This is a genomic window from Bacillus sp. N1(2025) (assembly GCF_053470005.1).
This window is the reverse complement of record NZ_JBLTJB010000002.1, coordinates 199,941-225,644: the sequence shown is the minus strand read 5'-3', so window position 1 is coordinate 225,644 and position 25,704 is coordinate 199,941. Positions and strand designations below refer to the sequence as shown.

Annotated in this window: 20 protein-coding genes, 1 pseudogene and 2 riboswitches; of the genes and pseudogenes, 9 read left to right on the top strand and 12 right to left on the bottom strand. The window is 47.5% G+C overall.

All coding sequences use genetic code 11. The features are described 5' to 3' along the window. Together ACNFN4_RS05955 and katX are read left to right on the top strand one after the other, a co-directional pair. A complete protein-coding gene (locus ACNFN4_RS05955; RefSeq protein WP_072176905.1) occupies window positions 1-1,083 on the top strand; it encodes a glycosyl hydrolase in 1,083 nt (360 codons plus the stop codon). Between the two features lie 77 nt (window positions 1,084-1,160). Continuing rightward, window positions 1,161-2,773: pseudogene (katX, locus tag ACNFN4_RS05950) on the top strand (catalase KatX). A 39-nt stretch (window positions 2,774-2,812) separates the two neighbouring features. Here katX and ACNFN4_RS05945 read toward each other — a convergent pair. Then, a complete protein-coding gene (locus tag ACNFN4_RS05945; protein WP_109567307.1) occupies window positions 2,813-3,799 on the bottom strand; it encodes a choloylglycine hydrolase family protein in 987 nt (328 codons plus the stop codon). Window positions 3,800-4,115: 316 nt separating this feature from the next. On the opposite strand from ACNFN4_RS05945, the gene ACNFN4_RS05940 reads away from it, so the two are divergent. Continuing rightward, entirely contained in the window at window positions 4,116-5,474 is a 1,359-nt protein-coding gene (locus ACNFN4_RS05940) for a purine-cytosine permease family protein (RefSeq protein ID WP_015240847.1), read from the top strand. Between the two features lie 13 nt (window positions 5,475-5,487). Here ACNFN4_RS05940 and ACNFN4_RS05935 read toward each other — a convergent pair whose 3' ends face one another. From ACNFN4_RS05935 to ACNFN4_RS05915, 5 genes are all read right to left on the bottom strand, one after another. Further along, complete coding sequence (locus tag ACNFN4_RS05935; protein WP_020958035.1) at window positions 5,488-6,318, bottom strand: NAD(P)H-hydrate dehydratase; 831 nt, start codon at window positions 6,316-6,318, stop codon at window positions 5,488-5,490. Between the two features lie 90 nt (window positions 6,319-6,408). Then, window positions 6,409-8,139 carry a thiol reductant ABC exporter subunit CydC gene (gene cydC, locus ACNFN4_RS05930; protein WP_448200057.1) on the bottom strand — a complete coding sequence of 577 codons (1,731 nt, stop codon included), beginning with the start codon at window positions 8,137-8,139 and terminating at the stop codon, window positions 6,409-6,411. Further along, the gene (gene cydD, locus ACNFN4_RS05925) at window positions 8,136-9,839 is read right to left on the bottom strand and encodes a thiol reductant ABC exporter subunit CydD (protein WP_094296195.1); all 1,704 of its coding nucleotides are present in this window, start codon (window positions 9,837-9,839) and stop codon (window positions 8,136-8,138) included. The genes cydC and cydD overlap by 4 nt, the downstream gene beginning before the upstream one ends. Then, a complete protein-coding gene (cydB, locus tag ACNFN4_RS05920) occupies window positions 9,839-10,855 on the bottom strand; it encodes a cytochrome d ubiquinol oxidase subunit II (protein ID WP_014722010.1) in 1,017 nt (338 codons plus the stop codon). Before cydB ends, cydD begins: the two co-directional genes overlap by 1 nt. After that, window positions 10,839-12,245 carry a cytochrome ubiquinol oxidase subunit I gene (locus tag ACNFN4_RS05915; RefSeq protein WP_007614697.1) on the bottom strand — a complete coding sequence of 469 codons (1,407 nt, stop codon included), beginning with the start codon at window positions 12,243-12,245 and terminating at the stop codon, window positions 10,839-10,841. Before ACNFN4_RS05915 ends, cydB begins: the two co-directional genes overlap by 17 nt. A gap of 502 nt (window positions 12,246-12,747) precedes the next feature. On the opposite strand from ACNFN4_RS05915, the gene ACNFN4_RS05910 reads away from it, so the two are divergent. Continuing rightward, window positions 12,748-14,091, top strand: a complete 1,344-nt coding sequence (locus ACNFN4_RS05910; RefSeq protein ID WP_012118784.1) for a 2-hydroxycarboxylate transporter family protein — start codon at window positions 12,748-12,750, stop codon at window positions 14,089-14,091. Window positions 14,092-14,126: 35 nt separating this feature from the next. Here the strand turns inward: ACNFN4_RS05910 and ACNFN4_RS05905 are convergent, their stop codons facing one another. The 4 genes from ACNFN4_RS05905 to ACNFN4_RS05890 all read right to left on the bottom strand — a co-directional run bounded on the left by ACNFN4_RS05905 (window position 14,127) and on the right by ACNFN4_RS05890 (window position 18,176). Beyond that, complete coding sequence (locus ACNFN4_RS05905) at window positions 14,127-14,969, bottom strand: polysaccharide deacetylase family protein (RefSeq protein WP_014419234.1); 843 nt, start codon at window positions 14,967-14,969, stop codon at window positions 14,127-14,129. 99 nt (window positions 14,970-15,068) lie between these two features. Further along, window positions 15,069-16,169, bottom strand: a complete 1,101-nt coding sequence (locus tag ACNFN4_RS05900; protein ID WP_014419235.1) for an ABC transporter ATP-binding protein — start codon at window positions 16,167-16,169, stop codon at window positions 15,069-15,071. Between the two features lie 118 nt (window positions 16,170-16,287). Further along, the gene (locus tag ACNFN4_RS05895) at window positions 16,288-17,181 is read right to left on the bottom strand and encodes a PucR family transcriptional regulator (RefSeq protein ID WP_072176898.1); all 894 of its coding nucleotides are present in this window, start codon (window positions 17,179-17,181) and stop codon (window positions 16,288-16,290) included. A 158-nt stretch (window positions 17,182-17,339) separates the two neighbouring features. After that, a complete protein-coding gene (locus ACNFN4_RS05890; RefSeq protein WP_003150818.1) occupies window positions 17,340-18,176 on the bottom strand; it encodes a YitT family protein in 837 nt (278 codons plus the stop codon). A gap of 65 nt (window positions 18,177-18,241) precedes the next feature. Continuing rightward, a riboswitch (guanidine-I (ykkC/yxkD leader) is annotated at window positions 18,242-18,343 on the bottom strand. 346 nt (window positions 18,344-18,689) lie between these two features. Here ACNFN4_RS05890 and ACNFN4_RS05885 point away from each other — a divergent pair. After that, window positions 18,690-19,229: a DUF4352 domain-containing protein gene (locus ACNFN4_RS05885; protein WP_119834765.1), complete on the top strand. Its 540-nt coding sequence runs from the start codon at window positions 18,690-18,692 to the stop codon at window positions 19,227-19,229. Window positions 19,230-19,274: 45 nt separating this feature from the next. On the opposite strand, the gene galE is transcribed toward ACNFN4_RS05885, so the two are convergent. Beyond that, window positions 19,275-20,291, bottom strand: coding sequence for a UDP-glucose 4-epimerase GalE (gene galE / locus ACNFN4_RS05880; protein WP_014419237.1), 1,017 nt, complete (start codon window positions 20,289-20,291; stop codon window positions 19,275-19,277). Window positions 20,292-20,501: 210 nt separating this feature from the next. On the opposite strand from galE, the gene pepT reads away from it, so the two are divergent. The 4 genes from pepT (at window position 20,502) to ACNFN4_RS05860 (ending at window position 24,443) form a co-directional block, all read left to right on the top strand. Beyond that, window positions 20,502-21,734 (top strand): peptidase T, encoded by a 1,233-nt coding sequence (pepT, locus tag ACNFN4_RS05875; RefSeq protein ID WP_014419238.1) that lies wholly within the window; start codon window positions 20,502-20,504, stop codon window positions 21,732-21,734. Window positions 21,735-22,310: 576 nt separating this feature from the next. Then, on the top strand, window positions 22,311-22,478 hold the full coding sequence (locus tag ACNFN4_RS05870) for a hypothetical protein (RefSeq protein ID WP_003150808.1): 168 nt from the start codon (window positions 22,311-22,313) through the stop codon (window positions 22,476-22,478). A 103-nt stretch (window positions 22,479-22,581) separates the two neighbouring features. Then, a complete protein-coding gene (locus ACNFN4_RS05865) occupies window positions 22,582-23,058 on the top strand; it encodes an LURP-one-related/scramblase family protein (RefSeq protein WP_022553977.1) in 477 nt (158 codons plus the stop codon). Window positions 23,059-23,142: 84 nt separating this feature from the next. Beyond that, window positions 23,143-23,229: riboswitch (SAM riboswitch) on the top strand. A 77-nt stretch (window positions 23,230-23,306) separates the two neighbouring features. After that, the gene (locus tag ACNFN4_RS05860; RefSeq protein ID WP_022553978.1) at window positions 23,307-24,443 is read left to right on the top strand and encodes a 5-methyltetrahydropteroyltriglutamate--homocysteine S-methyltransferase; all 1,137 of its coding nucleotides are present in this window, start codon (window positions 23,307-23,309) and stop codon (window positions 24,441-24,443) included. A gap of 34 nt (window positions 24,444-24,477) precedes the next feature. On the opposite strand, the gene ACNFN4_RS05855 is transcribed toward ACNFN4_RS05860, so the two are convergent. Next, window positions 24,478-25,359 carry a methyltransferase domain-containing protein gene (locus tag ACNFN4_RS05855; RefSeq protein ID WP_072176895.1) on the bottom strand — a complete coding sequence of 294 codons (882 nt, stop codon included), beginning with the start codon at window positions 25,357-25,359 and terminating at the stop codon, window positions 24,478-24,480. Window positions 25,360-25,704 lie beyond the last annotated feature (345 nt).

Genomic DNA, 25,704 nt, shown 5'->3' with positions numbered 1-25,704 from the left:
ATGCTCAAAAAGTTAGCAGTCTGCCTGTCTATCGTTTTATTACTCTTAGGAGCCGCCAGTCCGATATCGGCTCACACCGTTTATCCCGTCAACCCAAATGCCCAGCAGACGACAAAAGATATCATGAACTGGCTGGCGCACCTGCCCAACCGTTCAGAAAACAGGGTCATGTCCGGTGCGTTCGGCGGGTACAGCGATGTCACTTTTTCAATGACAGAGGAAAACCGCTTGAAAAACGCGACGGGACAGTCTCCCGCCATCTACGGCTGTGACTATGGGAGAGGATGGCTGGAAACAGCGGATATCACCGATTCTATCGATTACAGCTGCAACAGCAGCTTGATCTCATACTGGAAAAGCGGCGGCCTCCCTCAGGTCAGCCTGCATCTCGCAAATCCGGCTTTTCCATCCGGAAACTATAAAACGGCCATCTCAAACAGCCAGTACAAAAACATCCTGGACCCTTCAACTGTTGAAGGAAAACGGCTTGAGGCGCTGCTCAGCAAAATCGCCGACGGCCTTACTCAGCTGAAAAATCAAGGCGTCGCCGTTCTGTTCAGGCCGCTTCACGAAATGAACGGCGAGTGGTTCTGGTGGGGGCTGACAGGCTACAACCAAAAAGACACGAAAAGAATCTCGCTGTACAAAGAGCTTTACAAGAAGATATACCGCTATATGACAGAGACAAGAGGATTGGATAACCTTTTGTGGGTGTATTCGCCGGATGCCAACAGAGACTTTAAAACAGACTTCTACCCAGGCTCATCTTATGTGGATATTACCGGTCTGGACGCTTACTTCACTGATCCGTATGCGATATCAGGCTATGATGAAATGCTGTCTCTGAAAAAACCGTTTGCCTTTGCCGAAACCGGTCCGTCCGGCAATATCGGAAGCTTTGATTATGCTGCTTTTATCAATGCGATCAGGCAAAAGTATCCCGAGACCACGTACTTTTTGACATGGGATGAACAATTAAGTCCGGCGGCCAATCAAGGCGCGCAAAGCCTTTATCAAAACAGCTGGACACTGAACAAGGGCGAAATATGGAACGGCGGATCTTTGACGCCGATCGCGGAATAACCGCTTCTTTTGAAAATCGGTTTTAAAAAACGGCTCTGCTGGGCATATTGTTACCGTTCAAAAAGGAGGGTTCAACAATGGAAAATAACAAAAACAGCGAAGAAACGCTTTCCAGTAAGACGACCGGTAAAGGCGAGTCAGAAGACACGCTGACAAACCGGCAGGGCCATCCGGTCACTGACAACCAGAATGTCAGGACAGTCGGCAATAGAGGACCGACGACATTGGAGAATTATGATTTTTGGAGAAAATCAGCCACTTTGACCGCGAACGGATTCCCGAGCGCGTCGTTCACGCGCGCGGCGCCGGCGCACACGGATACTTTGAGGCGTACGGAAGTTTTGGAGACGAGGAGATTTCTAAATACACAAGAGCGAAAGTGTTTCAAAAGAAAGGAACGAAAACTCCGGCGTTTGTGCGGTTTTCTACCGTCAACCACGGAAAGCATTCCCCGGAAACATTGCGTGATCCCCGGGGTTTTGCCGTTAAGCTTTATACCGAAGACGGCAACTGGGATCTGGTCGGCAACAACCTGAAAATCTTTTTTATCCGTGATCCGCTGAAGTTCCCGGATCTTGTGCACGCATTTCAGCCTGATCCCGTTACGAACATTCAGGACGGCGAGCGTATTTTCGACTTCATTTCCCAATCACCCGAAGCGACTCATATGATCACTTTCTTGTTTTCGCCGTGGGGCATCCCGGCCAACTACCGGCAGATGCAGGGCTCGGGCGTCCATGCCTACAAATGGGTCAATGAAGAAGGAAAAGCCGTGCTCGTCAAATATCACTTTGAACCGAAACAAGGCATCCGTAACCTGACACAGAAGGAAGCGGAAGAGATTCAGGGGAAAAACTTTAACCATGCGACACAGGATTTGTATGAAGCGATTGAAAAAGGCGATTACCCTGAATGGGAAGTGTATGCGCAAATCATGACTGATGACGAACACCCCGAGCTGGATTTTGATCCGCTTGATCCGACCAAGCTGTGGTATAAAGACGATTTCCCTTGGAAGCCGATCGGTAAATTGGTTCTGAACAAAAACCCGGAAAACTACCATGCCGAGGTGGAACAGGCCTCATTCGGAACGGGCGTGCTTGTGGACGGCCTTGATTTTTCAGATGACAAATTACTTCAGGGGCGGACATTCGCCTATTCAGATACCCAGCGGTACCGGGTCGGCGCAAATTACCTGCAGCTTCCGATCAACTCGCCGAAAAAGCATGTCGCCACCAACCAGGAAGGCGGGCAAATGCAGTATCGGGTCGATCGGGCAGAAGGACAAAACCCGCACGTCAACTATGAGCCGTCCATTATGGGAGGACTCAACGAAGCAAAGCAGGATGGGAAAGACCATACACCTCATGTCGAAGGCGATGTGAAGCGGGAAGCGATCGACCGGTCGAATAATTTCGGCCAAGCCGGAGAAACATACCGCAGGTTTTCGGAATTTGAACGGAACGAATTGATCACAAACTTGGTCAATACGCTTTCTTCCTGCCGGAAAGACATTCAGGATCAAATGATTGAGAATTTCACAAAAGCAGATCCGGACTACGGAAAACGTGTTGCGGAAGGGCTGAAAAAAGCCTCCGAAAGCAACAGCAACGGGCCGATCGGCACTACTGATACGGAACAGGCTGCAAAGCAGGCTGAACAGGAAAGCCATCCGTCTGATCCGTATTAAATAAAAAAACAGGACAATCGCGTCCTGTTTTTTTTTGAGCTAATTCAGCTCCTGTATATTCTGCTCCGCCGCGGCCGCAAATACTTTCGGCTCCGGACGTTCAAGATCTTCATGGAATAAACTTACTTTGTGAATCTGCCGGTTGTCGTACAGATGAAAGTAGTAGTTACCGCTGTCACAGCACATGACCGACGTATACTGCGTATAATCAATTTCATTCTCCTCTGTGATCACCGCGCCTTTTGGAATATTCACATTGGACAGCACGTGAAAAGCGGCTGTAACGCCATCCGTTTCATGAGCGGCAGGCTCTAAATGCTCTTTCAGATAAGCAGCTCTGATGAATCGGGATGGCGGCGTGTAATCACCGGGAAGCCCGATCGTTCCAGATCCTTGGCCGAAAGCGGTTAATGTCATTCCGCCCAATGTTTTGCTTTCTGACTGCTGCGGCCTGATTCCGATATAATGGCGCAGATTGGTCACATGCCAAGGAAATTCCGGACTGTTGGTCATCACTCCGGGTTTGTTGTCATATACTTTCATTCCCTCCGGTGTCGGCTCGATGACAATGCAGCCGCCCGTGCGGTCTGATAAAATCCAATGAAGAGGCAGCACCGTATCCAATAACATTAACTTCTTCTCTACAATCGTCAGCATTGAGAGCTTTTCCTTTATGTCTCCAAGAGATTCACAGTTTGATAAGGCCCAGGTGACAAACTCATGAGGAGCGATGTGACAGGTGCCCTCCCGTTCCGCTTTCTCGTATCCCGCAAAGCCCGGAAAATACAGCGTCGCACACGACAGCCCCTTTTCATTTACGCCGTCGGCAAACAGAACATTGCCGAGATTTCTCCCCATGCCGATAAATGCGTATTTCGTCTTATGCATCCTGCCGTCAGCTTCGCTTTTCCAGCTGTACTGACGAGGGTAAAGCACGACGTCCGTACCGAGCTGAAATGCAAAATCCATCGTTCGCGCCAATAGGTGATTACCGTCTGTCGTTTTCAATGTAAGACTTGTACACATATCATCCATCCCCTTTTCATTAATGAAATTTACACAAAGTAAACTATTCTTTCAGCTTAACGAATAATGGCTCCATTCGTCAAAAGATTGACACATTTCTCCTTAATACATATTAGTCCGTAAGCATATCCATGCCTTTTAAACCCTGGCAAATCGCTTTGGCGGCAGTGTTTGTTCCGTTTTCCAAAAAAACTTTTGAACGGCTGTCAGCGAGGCTTTACAATGTTTTTCCTGCATGCTGGAATTTGTAAACGGCAGGTCAATCTGTTAAGCTATGTTTTTATGTTAAAGAAGAACATACGGAGGAGATTATCTATTGAAAGTAGAAAGGCGAACGATTGAACATATTCCGCATGACGAAAGACACGGAAAGGCTAAAGATTTATTCCCCGTCTGGTTCGGGGCTAATATGCATATTACGACGTTAGTCACAGGCACACTGCCCGTTACAATGGGACTCGATCTCTTTTGGAGTATCGCCGCCATTATTATCGGGACCTTTATCGGCGCAATCTTTATGGCGTCTCATTCCGCACAAGGACCTCAGCTCGGAATTCCGCAAATGATTCAAAGCCGCGCGCAGTTCGGCGTGATCGGAGCGATTCTGCCCCTCTTTTTGGTCATGTTTATCTACCTGGGCTTCTTTGCGAGCAGTACGATTCTCGCAGCCGGTACACTGAGCAGCTTTGTACCGATTCCGGCTTCATGGTGTATTATCGGCTTAAGCGCCATCTGTTTTTTACTCACGATCTACGGTCATGATCTGATTCACAAAATGCAGAAAATCCTCTCTTGGACCTCCTTTGCCGTTTTTTTTGCTGCAACGATTCTTATTTTTCAACTGCCGATTCCTTCAGGAAGCTGGGTGCCCGGCTCATTAGACCTGCCTGTTTTTCTAGTGGCGGTCAGCGCGGTGGCCACATGGCAGCTGGCATACGCACCATATGTCGCAGATTATTCCCGTTATCTGCCGGTCAAAACACCGGCATCGCATACCTTTTGGTACAGCTACGCAGGTACGTCAGTCAGTTCCATCTGGATGATGCTTCTCGGCGCCATTTTGACGACGGCGCTCCCGGAATTTACCGCTAATGCGGGAAATGAGATTGTCCGATTGTTCGGTCCGTTTTCCTTTATTATGCTGATCATCGTCCTGTTCGGGCAAATGGCGATCAACGTCTTTAATTTATACGGAGCCTTTATGTCAACCACGACTACCTTGGAGCCGTTTTTAAAACTGAAGGTGACGCCGAAAACGAGAGTGGTAATGATCCTTTGTGTGACGGCAGCAGGTACTGTATTAAGTCTCTTGGGCCAAAGCAATTTCATGGAACTGTTTTTAAATTTCATCTTTTTCATCAGTTATTTCTTAATTCCATGGACGGCGATCAACCTCGTGGATTACTATTTTATCCGCCGCGGAAAATACCACGTCAAATCGATGTTTGACGTCAACGGGCAATACGGCAGGGTCAATTGGATTACAGCGGCCGCCTTCGTTTTGTCGATTATATTAGAAATCCCGTTCATCAATACATCCTTTTACATCGGGCCGCTCGCTGAAATATTCGGCGGAGGCGACATTGCCTGGGTCATCGGCCTGGCCGTTCCGTCGCTGCTGTATTATGTCCTGATGAAATCAAGGGTAAAACAACAAGAGGCGCCTTCTCTATGAAGACGCCTTTTCTTTATTCATATTCCTTCCATACACGCGGCAGCAGTTCAGAAAGTTCGTGCGCCAATAAGGTATGGGCGGAGCGCTCTTTCGTCCATACCTCCGCACATTCACCGTGAAGGCGGACGGCGTTCAATACGGCATGCTTCGGGTCTTGATGACAGCACAGCATGCCGAGAATCATTCCCGTCAGCGTGTCGCCGGTCCCGCCTTTTGCAAGCGCGCCGTTTCCGGTTGTATTCCTGCGGCATTCCCCGTCGGGAAAAGCGATAATGGTTTCGTTTCCTTTCAAGACAATCGTGACGTGAAGCCGCTCCGCCCATTCTGCGGCATATCCCGCTCTGTTCTGCTGAATCTCTTGAATCGGAAGGCCTGTCATTCTGGAAAATTCGCCGGGATGAGGCGTCAAGATCACGGGGGCTTTCCTCTTTGGATAGGTTCTTTTCGTAATGGCGCCCGCGTCCAGTATGACGGGATAATTGGCAGAAAGCAGCTGATCAGCCGCCTGCTGCACTTCGTCTGTTTGAGGAAGGCCCGGCCCGATGGCAGCGGCCCGGATGGTTTCCCCGGGCTGGCCCGCCGCGGCTTTTTTCCAGCCGTCACGCCAGTACGTCGCTTCCGGCAGCACCGGGACGATAAGCGGGATGACGCCTGCCGATGTACCGATGACGAGCTTGCCGACACCGCTTCTCATCGCGCCCAATCCGGCCAGAAGGGCGGCTCCCGGCATGTCTTCGCTGCCGGCCAGCAATAACGCCGTCCCGAACGTCCCCTTATGGCTGTCTGCCTCCCGCTTCGGCAGCGTATCTTTCACATCCTGTTCCGTCCAATCCATTATATTCATCTCTGTACCTCCTCTTCTGTCTCCTATTTATATTCCAAACAAGAAGAGATTTTAAACCGCACAAAAAAACAGCCGCTCGTTTGCGGCTGTTTATGTTCTGACCGGAACATCAAGACGGTAAAGCTTCCGGTACCGTTCGTTTTCTGCAAGAAGCTCTTGATGGGTTCCTTCCATTTCTGCTTTTCCATTTTCTAAAAAGACGATTTTATCAGCTGTTTCCACACCCGCTAAATGGTGTGTAATCCAGAGGATCGTTTTCTCTTTAAAGACATCAAAAATCGTATCAAGCAATTCGCGTTCAGTGACCGCATCAAGGCCGACCGTCGGTTCATCAAGGATAATGACCGGCGTATCTTGGAGCAGAATACGGGCAAGCGCGATCCGCTGCCGTTCCCCGCCTGAGAAACGAATTCCCGTCTCCTGCACGGACGTTTCATATCCGTCAGGCAATGATTCAATATAATCATGCAGCTTCACTTGCCGCGCCGCACGCTTAACATCTTCATCACTCGCCTTGCCGTTTCCGAGCCGGATATTGTTCATAATGCTCGTGTTAAAGAGATGAGGTTTCTGATTCAAAACGGCCACCGCTGAGGAAATCTGCTCCTGCACGGCCGCAGTTTCCAGCCCGTTCAGCATCACTTTGCCCGAATCGGGAACTAAGGCGCCTTCAATTAAAGCGAGAGAGGTCGACTTACCGGAGCCGCTCCTGCCGAGCAGCGCCATTTTTTCACCTTGGCGGAGAGTGAAGGAAAAACGGTCAAGCACATGACTGTGCTGATCATAAGAAAACGTCACGTTATCAAATGTAAGTGTCACATCAGATACATCCAGTTTCTCATCTGTCTGCTTCACCTCACGACTTCGCAGCTCCGGAGCCGCCTTACTCATTCTTTTGATGGAATCCTGATAAGAAGGCACTTCCGTCAGCGCATCCGAAAGGGGCAGAAACGCCTCCGTCAATGGAAATACGACAAGCACAAAGGCCGCGATCATCGTGTTGGCGATGCTGCCGTCCGCATACTGACCTGCCGTCCAGAACAGCATGATCAATATGAAGCCGCCGACAAGGCATTGCGCGGCGAGATCACGCCATCTTGTAAACCGCTGACGTTTGCTTTCAAGGTCAAACCATGCCTTCTCTTTCTCTTCATAAGAGGAAATAAAGGCCGCCTGGCGTCCCGAAAACATCCAGTCGCTCACGCCGAGCACGGCATCTGTCAGCCGGCTGTAGAGCGTATTCCGGCCGCTTTTCAGCCTCATGTTTTTCGCTCTCGTCACAAGAAGCGACACAACCGGAAACAATACAACCAATATAAACAGGTAAATCGCCGCAAAAGCAGCAAACGGCCAGGAAAAAAAGCCGAGTCCGATAACGGAGGCCGCATACAGCAGCAAAGCGGAAACCGCCGGGAAAATCGTTTTTAAAAACGCATCCTGCAAATGCTCAATATCCTCAGCCAAAATGCCGAGCATGTCGCCCGTCCGAAAACGGGATGAAAGCATGAGCGAGGCCGGCTCCAGCATATTGTAAAGCCGCACCCTCATGTCGGACACGATTTTCAAAATGATATGGTGCCCCGTCAGACGCTCGGCGTACCGTGAGACTGAACGGGCAATCCCGAAGGTGCGCACGGCCACAATCGGAACGTACACCAGCAGGATATTCTCAGGCCTTGTCGCCGACTTAGAGATTAAAAAACCGGAAGTGAACATGAGAAAGGCCGCCGAAAAAATCGTCACCGCGCCTAAAAAAATCACAAGAACAAACAAACGGGCATTTTGCTTTATATACGGCAGAATCCATTCTTCTTTTCTCATGTTCTTTCCCCCAGTTGCGCCTTTACAAGTTTGGCGTATACGCCTTGTTTCGCCATCAATTCGTCGTGGGTGCCGATTTCCGCCACCGCGCCGTCATCAAGCACGATAATTTCGTCCATCTCAAGCATCCAGTGAAGACGGTGAGTGGCCAGAAAAACAAGTTTGTTTTCAAACAGGTCTTTCATCGTTTCTTTTATTTCATATTCTGTTTCAATATCAAGGTGAGCGGTCGGCTCATCCAAAAGGAGAATCGGCCGGTTTCCTAAAAAGGCTCTGGCCAGCGCGACACGCTGAGCCTGCCCTCCGCTGAGCGCCCGTCCGCCCTCGCCGATCCGGCCGTCAAGGCCGCCGGGCAGATCACGGATCAGTCCGGAAAGACCCGCTGAATCAGCGGCGCGCGCCGTTTCCTCACGGGAAGCATCAGGATGATAAAACCGGATATTATTCAAAAGCGTGTCATCAAAAATGTACGGATGCTGCGGAATATAAAGCAGCTGCTTCTGCCAGCCGTCCGACTGCAGATGCGAGCGGGATTCACCGTTTACCTTGATCTCACCGGACGCAGGCTCTAAAAAGCCGCCCAGCACATCAATGAGTGTCGATTTTCCCGAACCGCTTTCCCCGATAATTCCGATTTTCTTCTTCCCTTTAAAGGACAGATGAAATTCAGACATCGATTCTCGGACGGACAAACGCGTAAGCTGTAATTCATCCCCGTCAGTCCACGTATCAAGTTCGAGCGGCTTTTCTTCTTTAAAACCGGGCTGCGCCAAAATCGTTTGAATGGTTTTCCCCGCCTCCTGCCCGTTTAACGTCGCGTGGTAATCATTTCCCACTTCGCGGACCGGGAGAAAATATTCAGGCGCGAGAATGAGCGCGGTCAGTGCCGGCCCGAGCAGAATTTGTCCGTCTATCAGCCGCAAGCCGAGAAACACCGCCACTGTCGCCACCGACAGCATCGTAAAGAAATCCAGGGCGAATGATGATAAAAACGCGACCCGGAGCGTGCTCATCGTCGCCTTACGGTATCTCTCACTGACATGAAAGATGTTTTTACTGTGTGATTTGCTTAATCCTAAAAACCGCAATGTCTCCAGTCCGCGAAGCGAATCCACGAAATGATTGGAAAGCGTCTGATAGGACTTCCATTGGCGATCGGCTTTTTTCTGTGCGACAAGTCCGAGCAGAATCATAAATACAATCAAAATCGGAAGCGCAAGAATCAGAATCAATGCCGATGTTTTATCCTGAAAAAACACGTAAATAACAACGGCCGCCGGTACAATCGCCATGCTGACCATTTTCGGCAGAAACAGCTCTAAATAACGGCGGAACTGGCTGATGCCTTCCATCGCCAGCGTCACCATCCGGCCTGTTCCCTCTTTTTTCGCAAAGCGGGGGCCGAGACGGAACAATTGCTCAAGAAATCTTTTTCTTAAGTCTGCGCCGGTTTGCGCGGCATATTGGTACACGATTTTCTGCCGGACCGTTGTCACCGCATGCCGGACCAAAAACGCAAGCAGGAAAAAGCCGATAACCGGATAAAGAGAAGCAATCCGCTTCCCGTTAAATAATCCGGTTACCGCCTGGCTCAGCCATTCCGCCTGCAAGATGATGGCGGCCGTTTGTATAATCGTTAATCCCGTAATGATCGCAAGAATCCGCTTCATTCCTTTATAAAGAAACAGGTCTTTTCCCATTAATAAGTCATAGGCTCCTTATGGCTGACGCGTTTCCGGAAGACATAATAGCTCCAGATCTGACTGCCGATAACAAACGGCAGCAGAGTCAGTGCGACAATTGTCATGACCTTAAGTGAATAATCACCGGAAGACGCGTTAGCTACTGTTAAGTCATACGCGCTTTTCAGCGAGCTGACCATGACGCGCGGGAACAGAGAGATAAAAATCATCGCAACTGTCAAAGCAAGACCCGCGCCGGTCATACCGAATGCCCAGCCGTCTTTTTTCTTGCTCATGAACACAACGGCAAGAACGTTGCAGATGACAATCAGCACGAATACCGGAATCGTGATGTTTGCCCGGCGTGTAAACATATCCGTATCGTATGCAGACATCGCAAAGAAAGCAAGTACAACAAGAAAGATAACACCGATTACGCGTTTTGCCATTTTTCTCGCACGCTCTTGTAAATCACCGATCGTGCGCAGGGTGATAAACATTAAACCGTGCAGGAATGAAAGAAGGGTGACGGCTGCTCCGCCAAGAACGGAATACACGTTCACAATATCTGAAAAACCTGCGTGAATGTTCATATGTCCGTCAATCGGCACACCGCGGAACAAGCTTGTGAAAATAAGTCCGAATACAAATGGCGGGATAAGGCTGCCGAAGAAAATCACCCAGTCCCATGTTTTGACCCATTTCAGATTATTCACTTGGCCGCGGAATTCAAATGCCACGCCGCGCCCCATCAAAGCAAGAAGAATGATGATAAACGGAATGTAATATCCGCTCAGCATCGTCGCATACCAGTTCGGGAATGCCGCGAAGATCGCTCCCGTACCTGTGATAAGCCACACCTCATTCGCATCCCAGAACGGGCCGATGGTGTTAACCAGCACTCTGCGTTCTAATTCATTATGGCCAAGAAATCGGGTCGAAATGCCGACACCGAAATCAAAACCCTCTAAAAAGAAAAATCCGACAAACAAAACTGAAACGAGTATAAACCAAAGATCATGAAGTGACCCCATGGTAGACCTCCTGACTGAACGGATCCGTTGATACAGGAACATCCTTATGATCATCATGGTCCGCACCTTTTTTAATTTCACGAACGAATAGGAAAACAAGCAGAGCGCCTAAAATCAAGTACATGACGCCGAAGCTGATAATTGAAAACAGCAGAGATCCCGTCGTTACGTTAGGAGAAACGGATTGTGCGGTCGTCAATTGTCCCATGACCGTCCACGGCTGGCGGCCGATTTCAGTCATAATCCAACCGGCAGAGTTCGCAATGAATGGGAATGCGATCAGTGCGATCATGCCCCGTAAATACCACTTGCTCGTATGAAGCTTTTTGCGGCGGTTCAGAATAAAGCCGGCAATCGCGGCAAAAATCATAAGCGCGCCCGCGCCCGCCATAATGCGGAAACTCCAGAACGTCGTTTTAACAGGCGGGATATAGTCGCCTTTTCCGTACGTTTTTTCGTATTCTTTTTGAAGTGTTTTCATCCCTTTCACACTGCCGCTGAACTTCTGGTAAGCCAAGTAGCTGAGTGCGTAAGGAATTGAAATTTCTGATGTGTTTTTTTCTTTATTCGTATCAATATTCGCAAAAGCCGTCCACGCGGCAGGATCACCGCTGTCATCCCAAAGCGCTTCACTGGCAGCCATTTTCATCGGCTGCGATTCCATTAAATGCTCAGCCTGCATATGTCCGCTGAACGCAACGCCGATACCGGCGATCAGACCGACAATCATCGAAAGCTTGAAAGATTTATGGAAGAAAGGCACTTCTTTTTTCTTCAATAATTTAAATGCGCTGACACCGGCGATAAAGAAAGCACCCGTCGCAAGCGCCCCGAAAATGACGTGAGGGAATTCAACCCAAAGCTGAGGGTTTGTCAAAAGCGCCCCGAAATCATTCATTTCCGCGCGGCCGTTTTTAATCGCAAAGCCGACCGGCTCCTGCATGAATGAGTTCGCCGTCAAAATCCAGAAAGATGACATAATCGTTCCGAAGGACACAAGCCAAATGCAAAGCAAATGCACTTTTTTAGATAAACGGTCCCAGCCGAAAATCCATAATCCGATAAAAATAGACTCCATAAAAAACGCCAAAAGCGCTTCAACCGCAAGCGGAGCTCCAAATACGTCTCCGACAAAACGGGAATAATCAGACCAGTTCAGACCGAACTGGAATTCCTGAAGAATCCCTGTGACGACGCCGACAGCAAAGTTAATTAAAAAGAGATGCCCCCAAAATTTAGCCATTTTGAGATAGGTCTCTTGTTTTTTGACAACATAAAGCGTCTCCATCAAAGCAACCATAAACACAAGCCCGATAGACAAAGGCACAAACAAGAAGTGAAACAATGTTGTAGATGCAAATTGAATGCGGGCTAATACCAACTCACTCATGATGTTTTTCCTCCAATCTGGTAAATTGCTCAACATTTCACAAACATAACGAGATCATTGCTCGGTATTTCACAAAAAATGATATATTTGCTCAATGTTTCACAAATTCGTCAAAACTATTGAAATATCAGCCTGTACACCCTGGGGGGCAACGGCTGTCATAGAAATGATTCAATATCATTACTTTACAACGATTCAGCCTAAAAAAAAAGATCAATATACCTAAAATCAGGCTGAAATTGTGACCGATTATTGTCGGATTTGTAGAGATTTTATGTCAGCGCCTAGGATATTTGTCCCTTTGATATCGTACCTCTTTTTTATTCGTGTGGCGAACAAAATGCTTTTCTCGGCGAAAAAGCCCGCCAAATCGCCATTTTGAGAAAGAAAATGTGAAGTAAGCATGTCCTCTAGTAAATTCATAATATATGAACAATTTAAATTTTTTAGTATACTTTAAATGGGGATATTTTTTCACTACATAACGACTGGGGGAACAAGCATGGGAGAACTTCAACCAAAATTGCAAACGGATTCAATCCAAAAACAGGAACGGACTGATAACTGGTTTGCCAGAGCAATGAATATAAGAATCGGCATTATTCCTCTTCCTATCTATATCCTGCTTTTCTTGCTTATTACGGTGTTTGTCATGAGCCGTGATGTAAAAAGCGACATTCTGACATCAATTGCCGTCATGAGTTTTTTCGGATTTACCTTCGGCCAGATCGGAAAATCCATTCCGATCGTGCGTTCCATCGGCGGTCCTGCGATTCTCGCAACCTTTATTCCATCCGCTGTCGTCTACTACCACCTGCTTCCGAAAGACATTATTACTTCAACAACAGAATTCACGGAAAGCTCCAACTTTCTCTATCTATTTATTGCCGGTATCGTCGTCGGCAGTATTCTCGGGATGAAAAGAGAGACGCTCGTCAAAGCTTTCGTCAAGATTTTTATTCCGCTGATCGCCGGCTCGATCGCGGCCGCCATCGTCGGCTTATGCGTCGGGACGCTGCTCGGGCTCGGCTTTCAGCACACGCTGCTTTATATTGTCGTTCCGATTATGGCGGGGGGTGTCGGTGAAGGCGCGATTCCTTTATCCATCGGCTACTCCGATATTATGCCGATGTCCCAGGGAGACGCCTTTGCGCTTGTGCTGCCGTCCATCATGCTCGGCAGCCTGTGCGCCATTATGTTATCGGGTTTGCTGAATGTCATCGGGAAACGCAAACCGGAATGGACGGGCAACGGGAAGGTTGATAAGTCTGATCATTCCGCTCCCGCATTGGAACAGCCGGCCAATGATAAAACGTTTGATTTGTCCTTTTTCGCTTCGGGCGGTATTTTAGCGGTTTCCCTCTATTTGGTCGGCATGCTGGCGCATGATTTCTTTCAGCTTCCGGCTCCTGTCGTGATGCTCGTCCTTGCCGTTCTCATTAAGCTGTTCAGGCTGGCGCCGGCTTCGATTGAAAACGGAGCCTTCGGCGTCTCGCGCTTTTTCTCGACAGCCGTGACCTATCCGCTCTTATTTGCGATCGGCGTTTCAATGACACCGTGGGACAAGCTGATTGCGGCGTTTACGATCAGCAACATCATTACCATTTTATCAATCGTCGTCACGATGATGGCCGTCGGTTTTCTGACCGGAAAATGGCTGAATCTGTACCCGATTGAGACGGCGATTATTAATGCCTGCCATTCCGGCCAGGGCGGCACCGGCGACGTCGCGATCTTGAGCGCCGCTGAACGGCTTGAGCTTATGCCGTTCGCCCAAGTGTCGACCAGGATCGGCGGAGCGATTACCGTGAGCGTCACCCTTCTGCTGCTTCATCAATTCTATTAAACTGAAAAAAGCCTCCGCATGATGCGGAGGCTCTGTTATTTCATCACATTTTGAATATAAGAGCCGAATGCCGCGCCGGACATGCCCGGCGACACACGGACGCGGTGAAGCCCGTAAAGCCCCTGATCTCTTGACGCCGCTCCCGGCTCCGTCGTGACCGCCATACGGTAGCCTGACGCGGCGGCGGCTTTTAATGTTTCCTTATTATATCGTCCGACAGGGTAGCTGATCATAGACGTCCGCTGTCCGAACATTTGATCAAATAAACGCTTAGAGTCCTTCATTTCACGTCGCTGCTGCTGCGGTGTGAGCCCGTTCAATTCGAGATGGTTCATCGTATGGCTCTGAATGGAAATGCCGTGGGCGGCCATCTCCTTCATCTGCTTCTCAGTCAGATGATTCTTATGCCCGATAAAGTTTCCGATCATAAAGATTGTCGCTTTCATCTTGTATTTCTTTAAAATGGGATAGGCCGCTTTCACATTGTCGGTATAGCCGTCATCAAATGTGATCAGAACACATTTTTCACGCGGCTCCTTATCCTCCGTCAGCATCAGATAGGCCTCTTCAGGAGTCATCGTATAATAGCCGTGATCATGAAGCCACTTCATATGCTGCCGGAATTCTTCCTTCGGCACACGCAGGCTGTTTCCCTCTGAAATGCTGTGGTACATCAGAATCGGCAGTCTTGCCGTTCCTTTCGTTTGAACCCAGGCGGACGTATCCGGCTGCTTTTTGATTTGGCGCTTTACAGATTTTTTATCGTGGTGCGCTTCTGCCTTCGGAATGCTTTGTTCGGCGCTTGCCTCATGGCCCGAGCAGGCGGCAAGCGTAAACACGGCAGCCAAAAGGCACATGCACATGATTATGCGTTTCATCGTTTTCCTGCTTTCTGTCTTCTATTTACTTTTTATATCGGTTATGCGTCATAAATTGTTACATCAAAAAAGCCGGACATCCAGCTGTCCGGCTTTGCGTTATGAGCGGATTCTGATTTCTGTTTCACTGTCAAAAAAGTGAGCCTTATTCATGTCGAAAGCGACGGTCAATTCCTCACCGGCATGAATGTCATGGCGGGCGTCAATCCGGGCGATAAAATCCTGATCCCCGATCCGGGAATAAACCATAATTTCCGACCCGAGCAATTCCGCGACATTGATTTTAGCTGTGATGGATGAATTCTTATAGGATTCTACCACAATCAGCTCGTCATGTATGTCTTCCGGGCGGATGCCGAAGATAACATCTTTGCCGGCATACCCTTTTTCCCGGAGCATTTTCATTTTCCCTTCCGGCACGCCGAGAGCGGCCGAACCGATCTGAATGGCGCCGTCCGTCAGCTTTCCTTTGAAAAAGTTCATCGCCGGGGAGCCGATAAACCCGCCGACAAATACGTTTTCGGGATGTTCATACACGTCTTTCGGGGTGCCGATCTGCTGAATTTTTCCGTCCTTCATGACTACGATGCGTGTCGCCATCGTCAGTGCTTCTGTTTGGTCGTGCGTCACATAGATTGTGGTTGTTTGCAGCCTTTGATGCAGCTTAATAATTTCTGCCCGCATCTGCACCCGAAGCTTTGCGTCCAGATTTGACAGTGGCTCATCCATTAAGAACACTTTGGCGTCCCTGACAATCGCCCGGCCTAATGCAACCCGCTGCCGCTGCCCGCCGGAGAGCGCCTTCGGTTTGCGGTGCAGATACTCTGTGAGCCCCAGCATTTTTGCCGCTTCTTCGACCCGTTTTTTAATCTCCGGTTTCGGCATCTTCCTCAGCTTCAGACCGAAAGCGATATTATCATAGACCGTCATGTGCGGATATAACGCATAGTTTTGAAACACCATGGCGATATCCCTGTCTTTAGGAGCGATGTCATTCACTCTCGTGTCACCGATATAGAAATCGCCCTTTGTAATGTCTTCCAGCCCGGCAACCATCCTCAATGTTGTCGACTTGCCGCACCCCGACGGACCGACAAACACGATAAACTCTTTATCTTTAATATGAAGGTTAAAATCATCGACAGCCGCCTCTTTTTGATCGTAATACTTATAAATATGCTCCAGCCGAAGTTCCGCCATGTCATCTCCCCCTTTTTTTGCAAACGCTTTCTTAAATAGGATTGTAACAGCGTCAGACGGCGGCGGATATAGGCAATGTTCATAAAAAAAGTCCGCTGCCTTCGTGCACATTTCCCATTTAATGTGATTTTTCATACTGCAGACAAATGAAATAAGCCAGCAGGGCGCCCTGATATGTCTTAATATCAATACCCGAGCGTTCCGCAAATTTATCAATCCGATATTGAAGACTGTTGCGGTGCAAATGCAGTTTTTTCGATGTGAGCGACATGTTCGAGTTATGTTCAATAAAAGTCTGAATCGTATGCTTCAGCTCCGGTTCTTTCTGAAACAGCAGCGCCGCTTCTTCGTGAAGCAAGGCTGAGAGCTTTTCTCTGCTTTCTTCCATGAGCAAGGCCGGAAATACCGTTTCCGCGGTCAGCGTGCTCAGCTGCGGGAGATAACGCCGGCCAATCTGACAATATTGCTGTTCTCTCCGATAATGAAGACGCAGACGTTCTCCCGCGCCATAATACCTTCCGATGAAAAAACGGACACTGAAATAAAAATCGCCTTCGAGAATCTTCACAAAAGATGCGATGTCATCCGAATCGGGCGCTTCCAGCTTTTCTTCCTCCACAATCACGCCTTGATCCCTTCCCGTCCGGACAACTATATATGAAACCGGCCAGAAATGGCGCAGCGCTTCCGTAAATGCCCCCCAGTCCCGTTCTCCCAATAAGTCATAATGGATAAAACGGACACGCGGCTCCTTGACATCAGGCACCGGGCCTTCTTCCAGCAGAAAACGCCGCCACCTCTTTGCTGCCGCCGTCTCCGGAAAAAAATCGCCTTTTTCTTCAGCGGGCGTCAAAAATGATTCCAGAAGCAGTTTCTCCTTCGGGGTGATATCCTCCTTCGGAATGGCGACATAGCCCCGCCTTTTTTCATCATAAAAGCAAAAGACATCCTCCGCCGTACAGCACGTATCAGACAACACAGCCCTTGGGTAAATTGCCAATAACGGGTTCATATGCGCTCCTCTCTATCTCTCTATCATATTTTCAGTATAAAACGTCCGGCCGATTGTATCCACTTCGTTTTAAGAAACAGCTTTCAGGCTATTTCCCGGGAAACGGATCATCTGCCGGCATAAGAAAAAAACCCTCCGCGCCGGCAGAGGGATTCTTTTTATTTAGAGATATCGACGAAGCCTTCGCCAAAGACGTCACGCACATCATGAACAATGACAAACGCTTTTGTATCACAGCTTTTAATAATTTTTTTGAGCATGGAAAGCTCTTGTTTCTGGATGACGATATATAAAATCTCCTTCGACTGCCCCGTGTAATTTCCTTTACCCGACAGCAGCGTAACCCCTCTGTCCATAAGCGTGTTGACCTGTTCAGCGATTTCGTGCTTATGCTCAGATATAATCGTCACCGCTTTTTTCGTATTCAGGCCTTCAATGATAAAGTCCATCACCTTCGTTCCGATGTACAGCATGACAATGGTAAACATCATTTTTTCCGCACCGATGATGAAATAAGAACTGAAGACGACAATCAGATCAAAGAACAAAAGCGCATAACTGATATTCCAATCGAGATATTTGTTCGCAATCCTCGCCAAAATGGCAGAACCCGCAGTCGTGCCTCCGACTCGAATAATGATCCCGATTCCGACACCGGCAAACACACCCGCAAAAATAGTATTAATAATGAGTTCATGTGAAGGCGAGTGCCAATCATGCGTCAGATGCAGAAACAGTGAGTTGGCGACAACGGTAATGATCGTATAAAGCGTTGTTTTTCCGTCTAAAAATTTATATCCGATAATCAATAAGATCCCGTTCAAAATGATATTCGTCACCCCGGGCGACCATTCAAACACATAGTACAAGATCAGGGTGATTCCCGTTACCCCGCCCTCTCCAAGATCATTCGGAATGGCGAATAAATTAACAGCCAAAGCAAAGATAAAAGCTCCAATAATCAGCATCAGCACATCCAGCAATCTCTTTTTCATCCCAGACACTCCTTTTTTATAAAATCAAAAAAGCCCGGGAGAGCACTCTTCATCAAAAGAGCAGAAACTCCCGGGCTTTTATCCCAACGTGTCACAGCAGGAACCTGCTGTGTGTTTTCTCTCGGTCCAGACCAATTCAGCATTGCGGAACCCTAGAAAACCACTGTTTTTTATGTTCAGTTTTTGTATATCTTTCAAGATTATACGGGAAATCACGAACATGTTCAACCACTCTTTTTTCAATAAACCTATAAAAAATTCGAACGATCTGCCGATACTAAAAAAGGCCTTTAAAATACATGACTAAAAAACCATCAAAATACTTTTTTTCTCAAAATATTATTGACTATAGGTTATTTTACAGGCATTATAGTATGTAGTTTTTAAGAAATAGTTTACATAGGAGGAAATATTATGGCAGGCAACCTGGTGTCTTGTAAGGCATGCGGCAAAGAAATCGCTAAAGGCGTTAAAAAATGCCCAAACTGCGGTAAAGATCAGAGAAACTTTTTTATGAGACATAAAATTATCACATTGCTTCTGGCGGTAGTGGTTATTATCATTCTCGTAAACATCGGCGGCGGCGGCGGATCTTCATCATCTAAAACCGCGTCTTCAAAAGCTGCGGAATCCAAGGAAAAACTGTATAACATCGGTGACACTGTTAAGACTGAGAAAACTGAAGTTACTGTTACCAAAGTGGAAAAAAGAGATTCAGTAGGCTCTCAATTTGTCGAGAAAAAAGCGTCTGACGGCGGCGTTATCGTAGCTGTTCAATACACAGTTAAAAATGTTTCAAACAAGCCGTTAAGCTCTTTCTCCATTCCAAGAGCGAAATTAGTAGATTCTAAAGGAACATCCTATGATTCAGATATTGATGCTTCTTCAAGCTATGCAACAGAAACAAAAGTAGACAACAGTAAAATTTTAAGTGACTTGAACCCGAACATTAAAGTTACTGACGTAAAAGCTTTTGAAGTTGATAAAAACGCATACTCTAAAGGCACTTGGAAATTAAAGTTCAGCAACGATGTTGAAGTGAAAATTAAATAATGACCGTAATAAAAGAGACCTTCACCATTTGAAGGTCTCTTTCTTTTACACCTTTTGGTACCCGTTCACATTGGAGGACTGCCACTTCCAAGAGTCGGCGCACATTTCTTCAAGCCCGCGCTTTGCTTCCCAGCCTAATTCAGCCTTCGCTTTTGCCGGGTCTGCGAAGCATGCGGCGATGTCTCCCGGGCGCCGGGCGGCAAAACGGTACGGCACTTCTTTTCCTGATACTTTTTCAAACGCTTTGACCATCTCAAGAACGCTGTAGCCTCTTCCCGTGCCGAGATTATAGGCATCCGCGCCTGTTGTGTTCAGCACCTTCTCAAGCGCTCTGACGTGGCCCTCGGCAAGATCAACGACATGGATGTAATCCCGCACGCCGGTGCCGTCCTTTGTCGGATAATCATTGCCGAACACCTGCAATTGCTCAAGCTTGCCGACAGCGACTTGGGCGACGTACGGCATTAAATTATTCGGGATGCCGTTCGGGTCTTCTCCGATCCGGCCGCTCGGGTGCGCGCCGAACGGATTAAAGTAGCGGAGCAGCGCAATGCTCCATTCAGAGTCCGCTTTATGCAGATCGCGTAAAATCTGTTCCAGCATCAGCTTTGTCTGCCCGTAAGGATTGGTCGCGCTTAATGGAAAATCCTCAGTGATCGGCGTTGTTTCCGGAACGCCGTAAACCGTCGCTGAAGAACTGAAGACGATTTTTTTCACACCGTGTGCCTGCATGGCTTCACATAAAATAAACGTCCCCGTCAGATTATTATGATAATAACGGAGCGGAACAGCCACAGACTCACCGACCGCTTTTAATCCCGCAAAATGAATGACGGCTTCAATCTCATTTTCAGCAAACACCCGGTGAACGGCATCACGGTCAAGGAGATCCGCTTCATAAAACACAAGCCCTTTTCCGGTAATGTCTTTCACACGCTCCAATGCTTCCGGTGAACTATTTGACAGATTATCCAGAACCACGATGTCATAGCCGCCGTTTAACAGCTCGACACATGTGTGGCTTCCGATATAACCCGCTCCGCCTGTCACTAAAATCGCCATGAAGAAAGCCTCCTCTATTGAATGAATTGACCATATTATATCGGTTTTTTCTTTCTCAAACATCCATTTCCAAAAAGTTTAATCGTTTAGTCATCGTTTCTTCATAATTTGTTTTCATTCGCGTAAAACAGAGAGCCCTCGATTCAAACGGGTTGTGAAATAGAAATCCCTCCCCCGCGCATGGTAAGATAAGACAAAGGAGATGACGGTATGAAAAATGAAATCATTGAACGCTTTACCTCTTACGTAAAAGTCGATACACAGTCTGACGAAAACAATGAAAACTGCCCTTCAACCCCCGGCCAGCTGACATTGGCCAACATGCTGGCAGATGAATTAAAGTCGATCGGCATGACAGAAATCACAGTCGATGACAATGGGTACGTCATGGCGACTCTGCCGGCGAATACGGATAAAGACGTGCCGACTGTCGGTTTTCTGGCTCACGTGGACACCGCGACCGATTTTACCGGAAAAAATGTGAATCCTCAGATTATTGAGAGCTACGACGGACATGATATCGTTTTGAATGACAAACTCAATGTCGTTCTGTCGCCTGAGCAATTCCCGGAGCTCTCCCGCTATAAAGGCCAGACGCTGATCACAACAGATGGCACGACGCTGCTCGGAGCCGACAACAAAGCGGGAATTGCCGAAATCATGACGGCAATGGCGTACTTGATCAAACATCCGGACATCAAACACGGAACGATCCGGGTCGCGTTCACGCCCGATGAAGAAATCGGCAGAGGCCCTCACAAATTCGATGTCGGCCGCTTCAACGCCGCATTCGCCTACACGATAGACGGAGGCCCCCTCGGCGAACTGCAATATGAAAGCTTTAACGCAGCCGCCGCAAAGCTGACTTGTTACGGAAAAAGCGTCCACCCGGGAACGGCGAAAAACAAAATGGTCAACGCTTCAAAAATCGCGATGGAATTTCATCACGCGCTGCCGAAAGAAGAAGCGCCGGAATATACGGAAGGGTATGAAGGCTTCTATCATTTACTTTCCATGAACGGAGACGTTTCTGAAGCCGCCCTGTCGTACATCATCAGAGACTTCGACAGAGACCGCTTTGCAGAACGAAAAGAATATATGCAGAAAACCGCCGATGCGCTGGCGGCCAAATACGGCAAGGAAAGCATCAAGCTTGAACTGCGTGATCAATATTACAACATGAGAGAAAAAATCGAACCGGTCAAAGAGATAGTCGATGTCGCCTATCAGGCCATGAAAAACCTCGATATCGAACCGATTATCGAACCGATCCGGGGCGGAACCGACGGATCACAGCTCTCTTACATGGGACTGCCGACACCGAACATTTTTACGGGCGGCCAAAACTTCCACGGAAAATATGAATACATTTCCGTCGATCATATGGAAAAGGCGGTAAACGTCATTGTTGAAATCGCCAGGCTCTTTGAAGAGCGCGCTTAAAACCAAAGCCCCCTGCTTTGGTTTTTTTCTTTCACATGAAACCTTTCCTTCTTTCTTTCCGTATATAAGGTATGAAATGGAAAGAAGGAGTGAAGACTATGGCAAGAGGGACTGTAGCGAAAGAATTGAAAAAAACCTTAAAAGACCCGCGTGTTCTGGAGACGAAATCAAACCCTTTTAAAAAGCTGCGGAAAATGTTCAAACGATTTTTTTAAGATAACATCTCGTTTTCTTTAAAAAAATAAAGAAAGCGCTGTCATTCCGCAGTCATCTGTTAGAAGCAGTTATTTTGCATATTATAAGGTTTTTTAGGGTACTGAATAACACAAGGCAAACGAAAACAACGAAGTGGTTAATTAGACTCTTACAAAAAATAGTGAAAAAGTTATATAAACGATCATCATTCATCAGCCGATACAATCTATAGAACCACAACAAGAGCAAATTTTCTTCAACCCATAGTCATTTTTACGGAAAATGACGTTATTTTTTAAAAAAGTGACAATTGTTTGAATACTTTTCGTTTGTTTTTTTGTACAATAATAATACCAAAACTTTTTTTGGGAGGTATGTAAAATGATGCTACTTATTTTTGCTGCTTTGACAGGGTATCTTGTTTTCTCTTTCAGTAAGGACAACCGCCGGAAAACGCCAAAGACAAGCCCGCTGGTGACAGCTGCCGACACGAATAACATCATTGATTTAAATGCGATCCGTCAAAAACGCCGGATGCCGCTATCATAAAAACGACAGCTGCCGCAAAATCGGCAGCCTTTTTTTTATGCACCCGGCCGATATGAAACCATCCGCCTCCTTTTTTCGTACAACATAAAAAAGGAGTTTTTTTATGTACCATTTTTATATCAAAGAGCGGATGTTTACGTTTAAGAATCGTTTTCAAGTGTTTCTTGAAAGCGGGAAAGAAGTCTACAATGTTGAAGGAAAGCTGTTTTCATTCGGTGATGAACTGAAGCTGACTGATTTGGACGGCCGCACGCTCGCCAGCGTCAATCAGAAACTAATGTCGCTCGTTCCCCGTTACGAGATTTCCGTCAGCGGCAAACCCGTCTGCCAAGTCATCAAGAAAGTCACGTTATTCAAACCGAAATTTGAAATTTCCGGACTCGGCTGGGATCTTACCGGCGATGTGTGGGGCCGGAATTTTCAAGTGACAGACGGAAAATCAAACCGGATGACCGTCACCAAATCATGGATGAGCTGGGGCGATTCCTATCATTTGCAGATTGAAAAGGAAGAGGATATCGTTCTTTGTCTCGCGATCGCCATCGTGATAGATATGATTCTATTTGAGGGTGACAAATAAAAATATTTATCGAAATATATTGACAATATAAGATAATATACTAAGATTAAGAGTATTACAGTTTATTCTGAAAAATAGCATATTTCCTTATCAAGAGAGGTGGAGGGACTGGCCCTATGATACCCGGCAACCGCTGTTCAGCAGAATGGTGCTAAATCCTGAAGATAAGGTTGAGATTTGCGGACGCAAGCTCTTCCCTATCCGAGGGAAGAGCTTTTTATATTTCATCAGGAAAGAAGGAATCGTTCATGTCACAGCAAAACACAGAACAACCATTGCATACGCTTCTAAGAAAAAACCCGCCGTTTCGCGCGGATCAGGTCGGAAGCCTGCTGCGGCCGGCGGCTGTGAAGCAAGCCCGCCTGCAAAGAGCGGCGGGTGAGATTTCGGCAGAACAGCTGCTCGAAATCGAAAACAGAGAAATCATCCGCAGTGTGGAAAAGCAGAAAGAAACCGGCCTCAATGTCGTGACTGACGGCGAATTCCGCCGTGCCTGGTGGCATTTTGATTTTCTCGAAAACTTAGACGGCGTCGAAGCATTTACGCCTGAAAGCGGCATTCAGTTTCACAACGTACAGACGAAAGCGCGCGGCATTAAAGTAACGGGAGATATTGATTTTTCTCAGCATCCGATGCTCGAAGATTATAAATTCCTGCACAGCATTGCCGGCGATGCTGTTCCGAAGATGACCATCCCAAGTCCGAATATGCTGTTTTTCCGCGGAAAATTGGAAAAAGCGTCCTACCAGAATGATTACAAACAATTTCAGCACGATGTGTCAAAGGCGTATAAAAAAGCGATTCAAGCTTTCTATGACGCCGGGTGCCGCTACCTTCAGCTCGATGACACCGCATGGGCCGTTTTCTTATCAGAAGCGGGGCTTCGTCAGATTGAAGCTTTCGGCACAACGCCGGATGAGCTGCGCAAGCTGTTTGCCGCTTCCATTAATGACGCCATCAAGGACCGCCCTGACGATCTGAAGGTTACGATGCATATCTGCCGCGGCAACTTCCAATCCACATGGACGGCTGAAGGCGGCTATGATGCAGCGGCTGAAACGATTTTTGACGGGCTTGATCTTGACGGATTGTTCCTGGAATATGATGATTCCCGCTCCGGCGGCTTTGAACCGCTCCGCTATGTCAAACGCTCTGATCTTCAGCTTGTGCTTGGATTGATTACGTCGAAACATGGCGAACTTGAAGACAAGGACGCGATTAAACGCCGGATTGAAGAAGCTTCACAATATGTCAGCCTGGATCAGCTTTGCCTCAGCCCGCAATGCGGATTCGCCTCCACTGAGGAAGGAAACCTGATCACAGAAGAACAGCAATGGGCGAAACTGCGCCATGTCGTCAACATTGCCGGTGAAGTCTGGAAATAAAAAAAAGACACGCGTTTAGCGTGTCTTTTCCGTTTTACAGCGGACCGGTTCCGATTAAAATATCGATATCTATCGTGACAGCAGCCTCTTTCCGGCTGATAAACCGCCGGATGCTGTCATCAGTGCATTTCCATGTTAAGGGCGTCATTTTCACAAGCCGCTCGAGGTCAGGCTGCGATAAGGTCTTCGTGTAACACAGCCGTTTGCGCTCAAAGGTTTGAAAGCCCGCTTGGAATCGTCCGGCCGCAGAATCGGCGGTGTCATTCCGCCGAGGACTGTCTCCGAAGAAGAATTCCCTTACTTCCTTCAAATAATCACGCCGCGGCACCGCTTTAATGACTGTGCCGCCCTTTTTTAAAAGCCTGCTGCATTCCTTGTAATTCCAAGGTGATAAAACGGACATTACGACATCAAAACAGCTGTCGGCAAACGGCGCATCCGCCACATCAGCGACGGCAAAAACCATATGATTCCCGAAGGCCTTTGCGGCGTGCAGCACACCTTCTTTCGAGAGATCAATGCCGATTCCCGTCACGGAAAAAGCGTGCTGAAGCAATTTGCATACGGCGGCTAAATGAGAGCCTTCTCCGCACCCCGCATCCAATATCGCCGCCGGTTTATGCGGAGATTGCTTACGGCTGATGACGGCGGCGATCTCCTTTTGAACCGGCCCAAAAAATTCCCGGCTGTCAAAAAGCTCGCGTCTCGCTTCGAACAGCTGCCTGTCATAGCGGGTTTTGACCGATTTATTGAGGAAATTCACATATCCTTGTTTTGATATATCAAATGTGTGCCCCTGTCCGCAAATCAAGCTTTTGTATTGTGAGACCGCCATGGCCGATCGGCATAGCGGACACCTGAACACGGACTGGCATGATTGCAGTAATTCCGCGCGTTTTCTTTTTATAGACGTCAAAAAAACACCTCATTCATTCGTTATTCCGATGAAATGAAAAAGGCATAGACAAATAAACCTCGCCAAATTGGAAGTTTTAACCTATTTATCTATACCTCTCATTATCTGTAACGAATGAACTGAATGATCACGAAAATGACCCCTTTTCTGCCGTCTTTTGAAGGCTGTGCCCTCAGATCCATTTTATCAGCTGCATCCCGTCTTTACAATGAACCGGAACGGTTTTTGAGGGTATTTTAAACCTTTATTATCCAATTACTTATGAACATCCTTTATTTTCGTTATTTATAATATAAATTTATTATTTTGAAAATATCTAAAAAGGTTGATTTTCAAAAATTGAAA

Excerpts from the sequence above, each read along its gene's own strand:
- ACNFN4_RS05955 (WP_072176905.1), top strand. The coding sequence starts at position 1 with ATGCTCAAAAAGTTAGCAGTCTGCCTGTCTATCGTTTTATTACTCTTA.
- ACNFN4_RS05945 (WP_109567307.1), bottom strand. The coding sequence starts at position 3,799 with ATGTGTACAAGTCTTACATTGAAAACGACAGACGGTAATCACCTATTG.
- ACNFN4_RS05935 (WP_020958035.1), bottom strand. The coding sequence starts at position 6,318 with ATGAATATAATGGATTGGACGGAACAGGATGTGAAAGATACGCTGCCG.
- cydC (WP_448200057.1), bottom strand. The coding sequence starts at position 8,139 with ATGAGAAAAGAAGAATGGATTCTGCCGTATATAAAGCAAAATGCCCGT.
- cydD (WP_094296195.1), bottom strand. The coding sequence starts at position 9,839 with ATGGGAAAAGACCTGTTTCTTTATAAAGGAATGAAGCGGATTCTTGCG.
- cydB (WP_014722010.1), bottom strand. The coding sequence starts at position 10,855 with ATGGGGTCACTTCATGATCTTTGGTTTATACTCGTTTCAGTTTTGTTT.
- ACNFN4_RS05915 (WP_007614697.1), bottom strand. The coding sequence starts at position 12,245 with ATGAGTGAGTTGGTATTAGCCCGCATTCAATTTGCATCTACAACATTG.
- ACNFN4_RS05910 (WP_012118784.1), top strand. The coding sequence starts at position 12,748 with ATGGGAGAACTTCAACCAAAATTGCAAACGGATTCAATCCAAAAACAG.
- ACNFN4_RS05905 (WP_014419234.1), bottom strand. The coding sequence starts at position 14,969 with ATGAAACGCATAATCATGTGCATGTGCCTTTTGGCTGCCGTGTTTACG.
- ACNFN4_RS05900 (WP_014419235.1), bottom strand. The coding sequence starts at position 16,169 with ATGGCGGAACTTCGGCTGGAGCATATTTATAAGTATTACGATCAAAAA.
- ACNFN4_RS05895 (WP_072176898.1), bottom strand. The coding sequence starts at position 17,181 with ATGAACCCGTTATTGGCAATTTACCCAAGGGCTGTGTTGTCTGATACG.
- ACNFN4_RS05890 (WP_003150818.1), bottom strand. The coding sequence starts at position 18,176 with ATGAAAAAGAGATTGCTGGATGTGCTGATGCTGATTATTGGAGCTTTT.
- ACNFN4_RS05885 (WP_119834765.1), top strand. The coding sequence starts at position 18,690 with ATGAGACATAAAATTATCACATTGCTTCTGGCGGTAGTGGTTATTATC.
- galE (WP_014419237.1), bottom strand. The coding sequence starts at position 20,291 with ATGGCGATTTTAGTGACAGGCGGAGCGGGTTATATCGGAAGCCACACA.
- pepT (WP_014419238.1), top strand. The coding sequence starts at position 20,502 with ATGAAAAATGAAATCATTGAACGCTTTACCTCTTACGTAAAAGTCGAT.
- ACNFN4_RS05870 (WP_003150808.1), top strand. The coding sequence starts at position 22,311 with ATGATGCTACTTATTTTTGCTGCTTTGACAGGGTATCTTGTTTTCTCT.
- ACNFN4_RS05865 (WP_022553977.1), top strand. The coding sequence starts at position 22,582 with ATGTACCATTTTTATATCAAAGAGCGGATGTTTACGTTTAAGAATCGT.
- ACNFN4_RS05860 (WP_022553978.1), top strand. The coding sequence starts at position 23,307 with ATGTCACAGCAAAACACAGAACAACCATTGCATACGCTTCTAAGAAAA.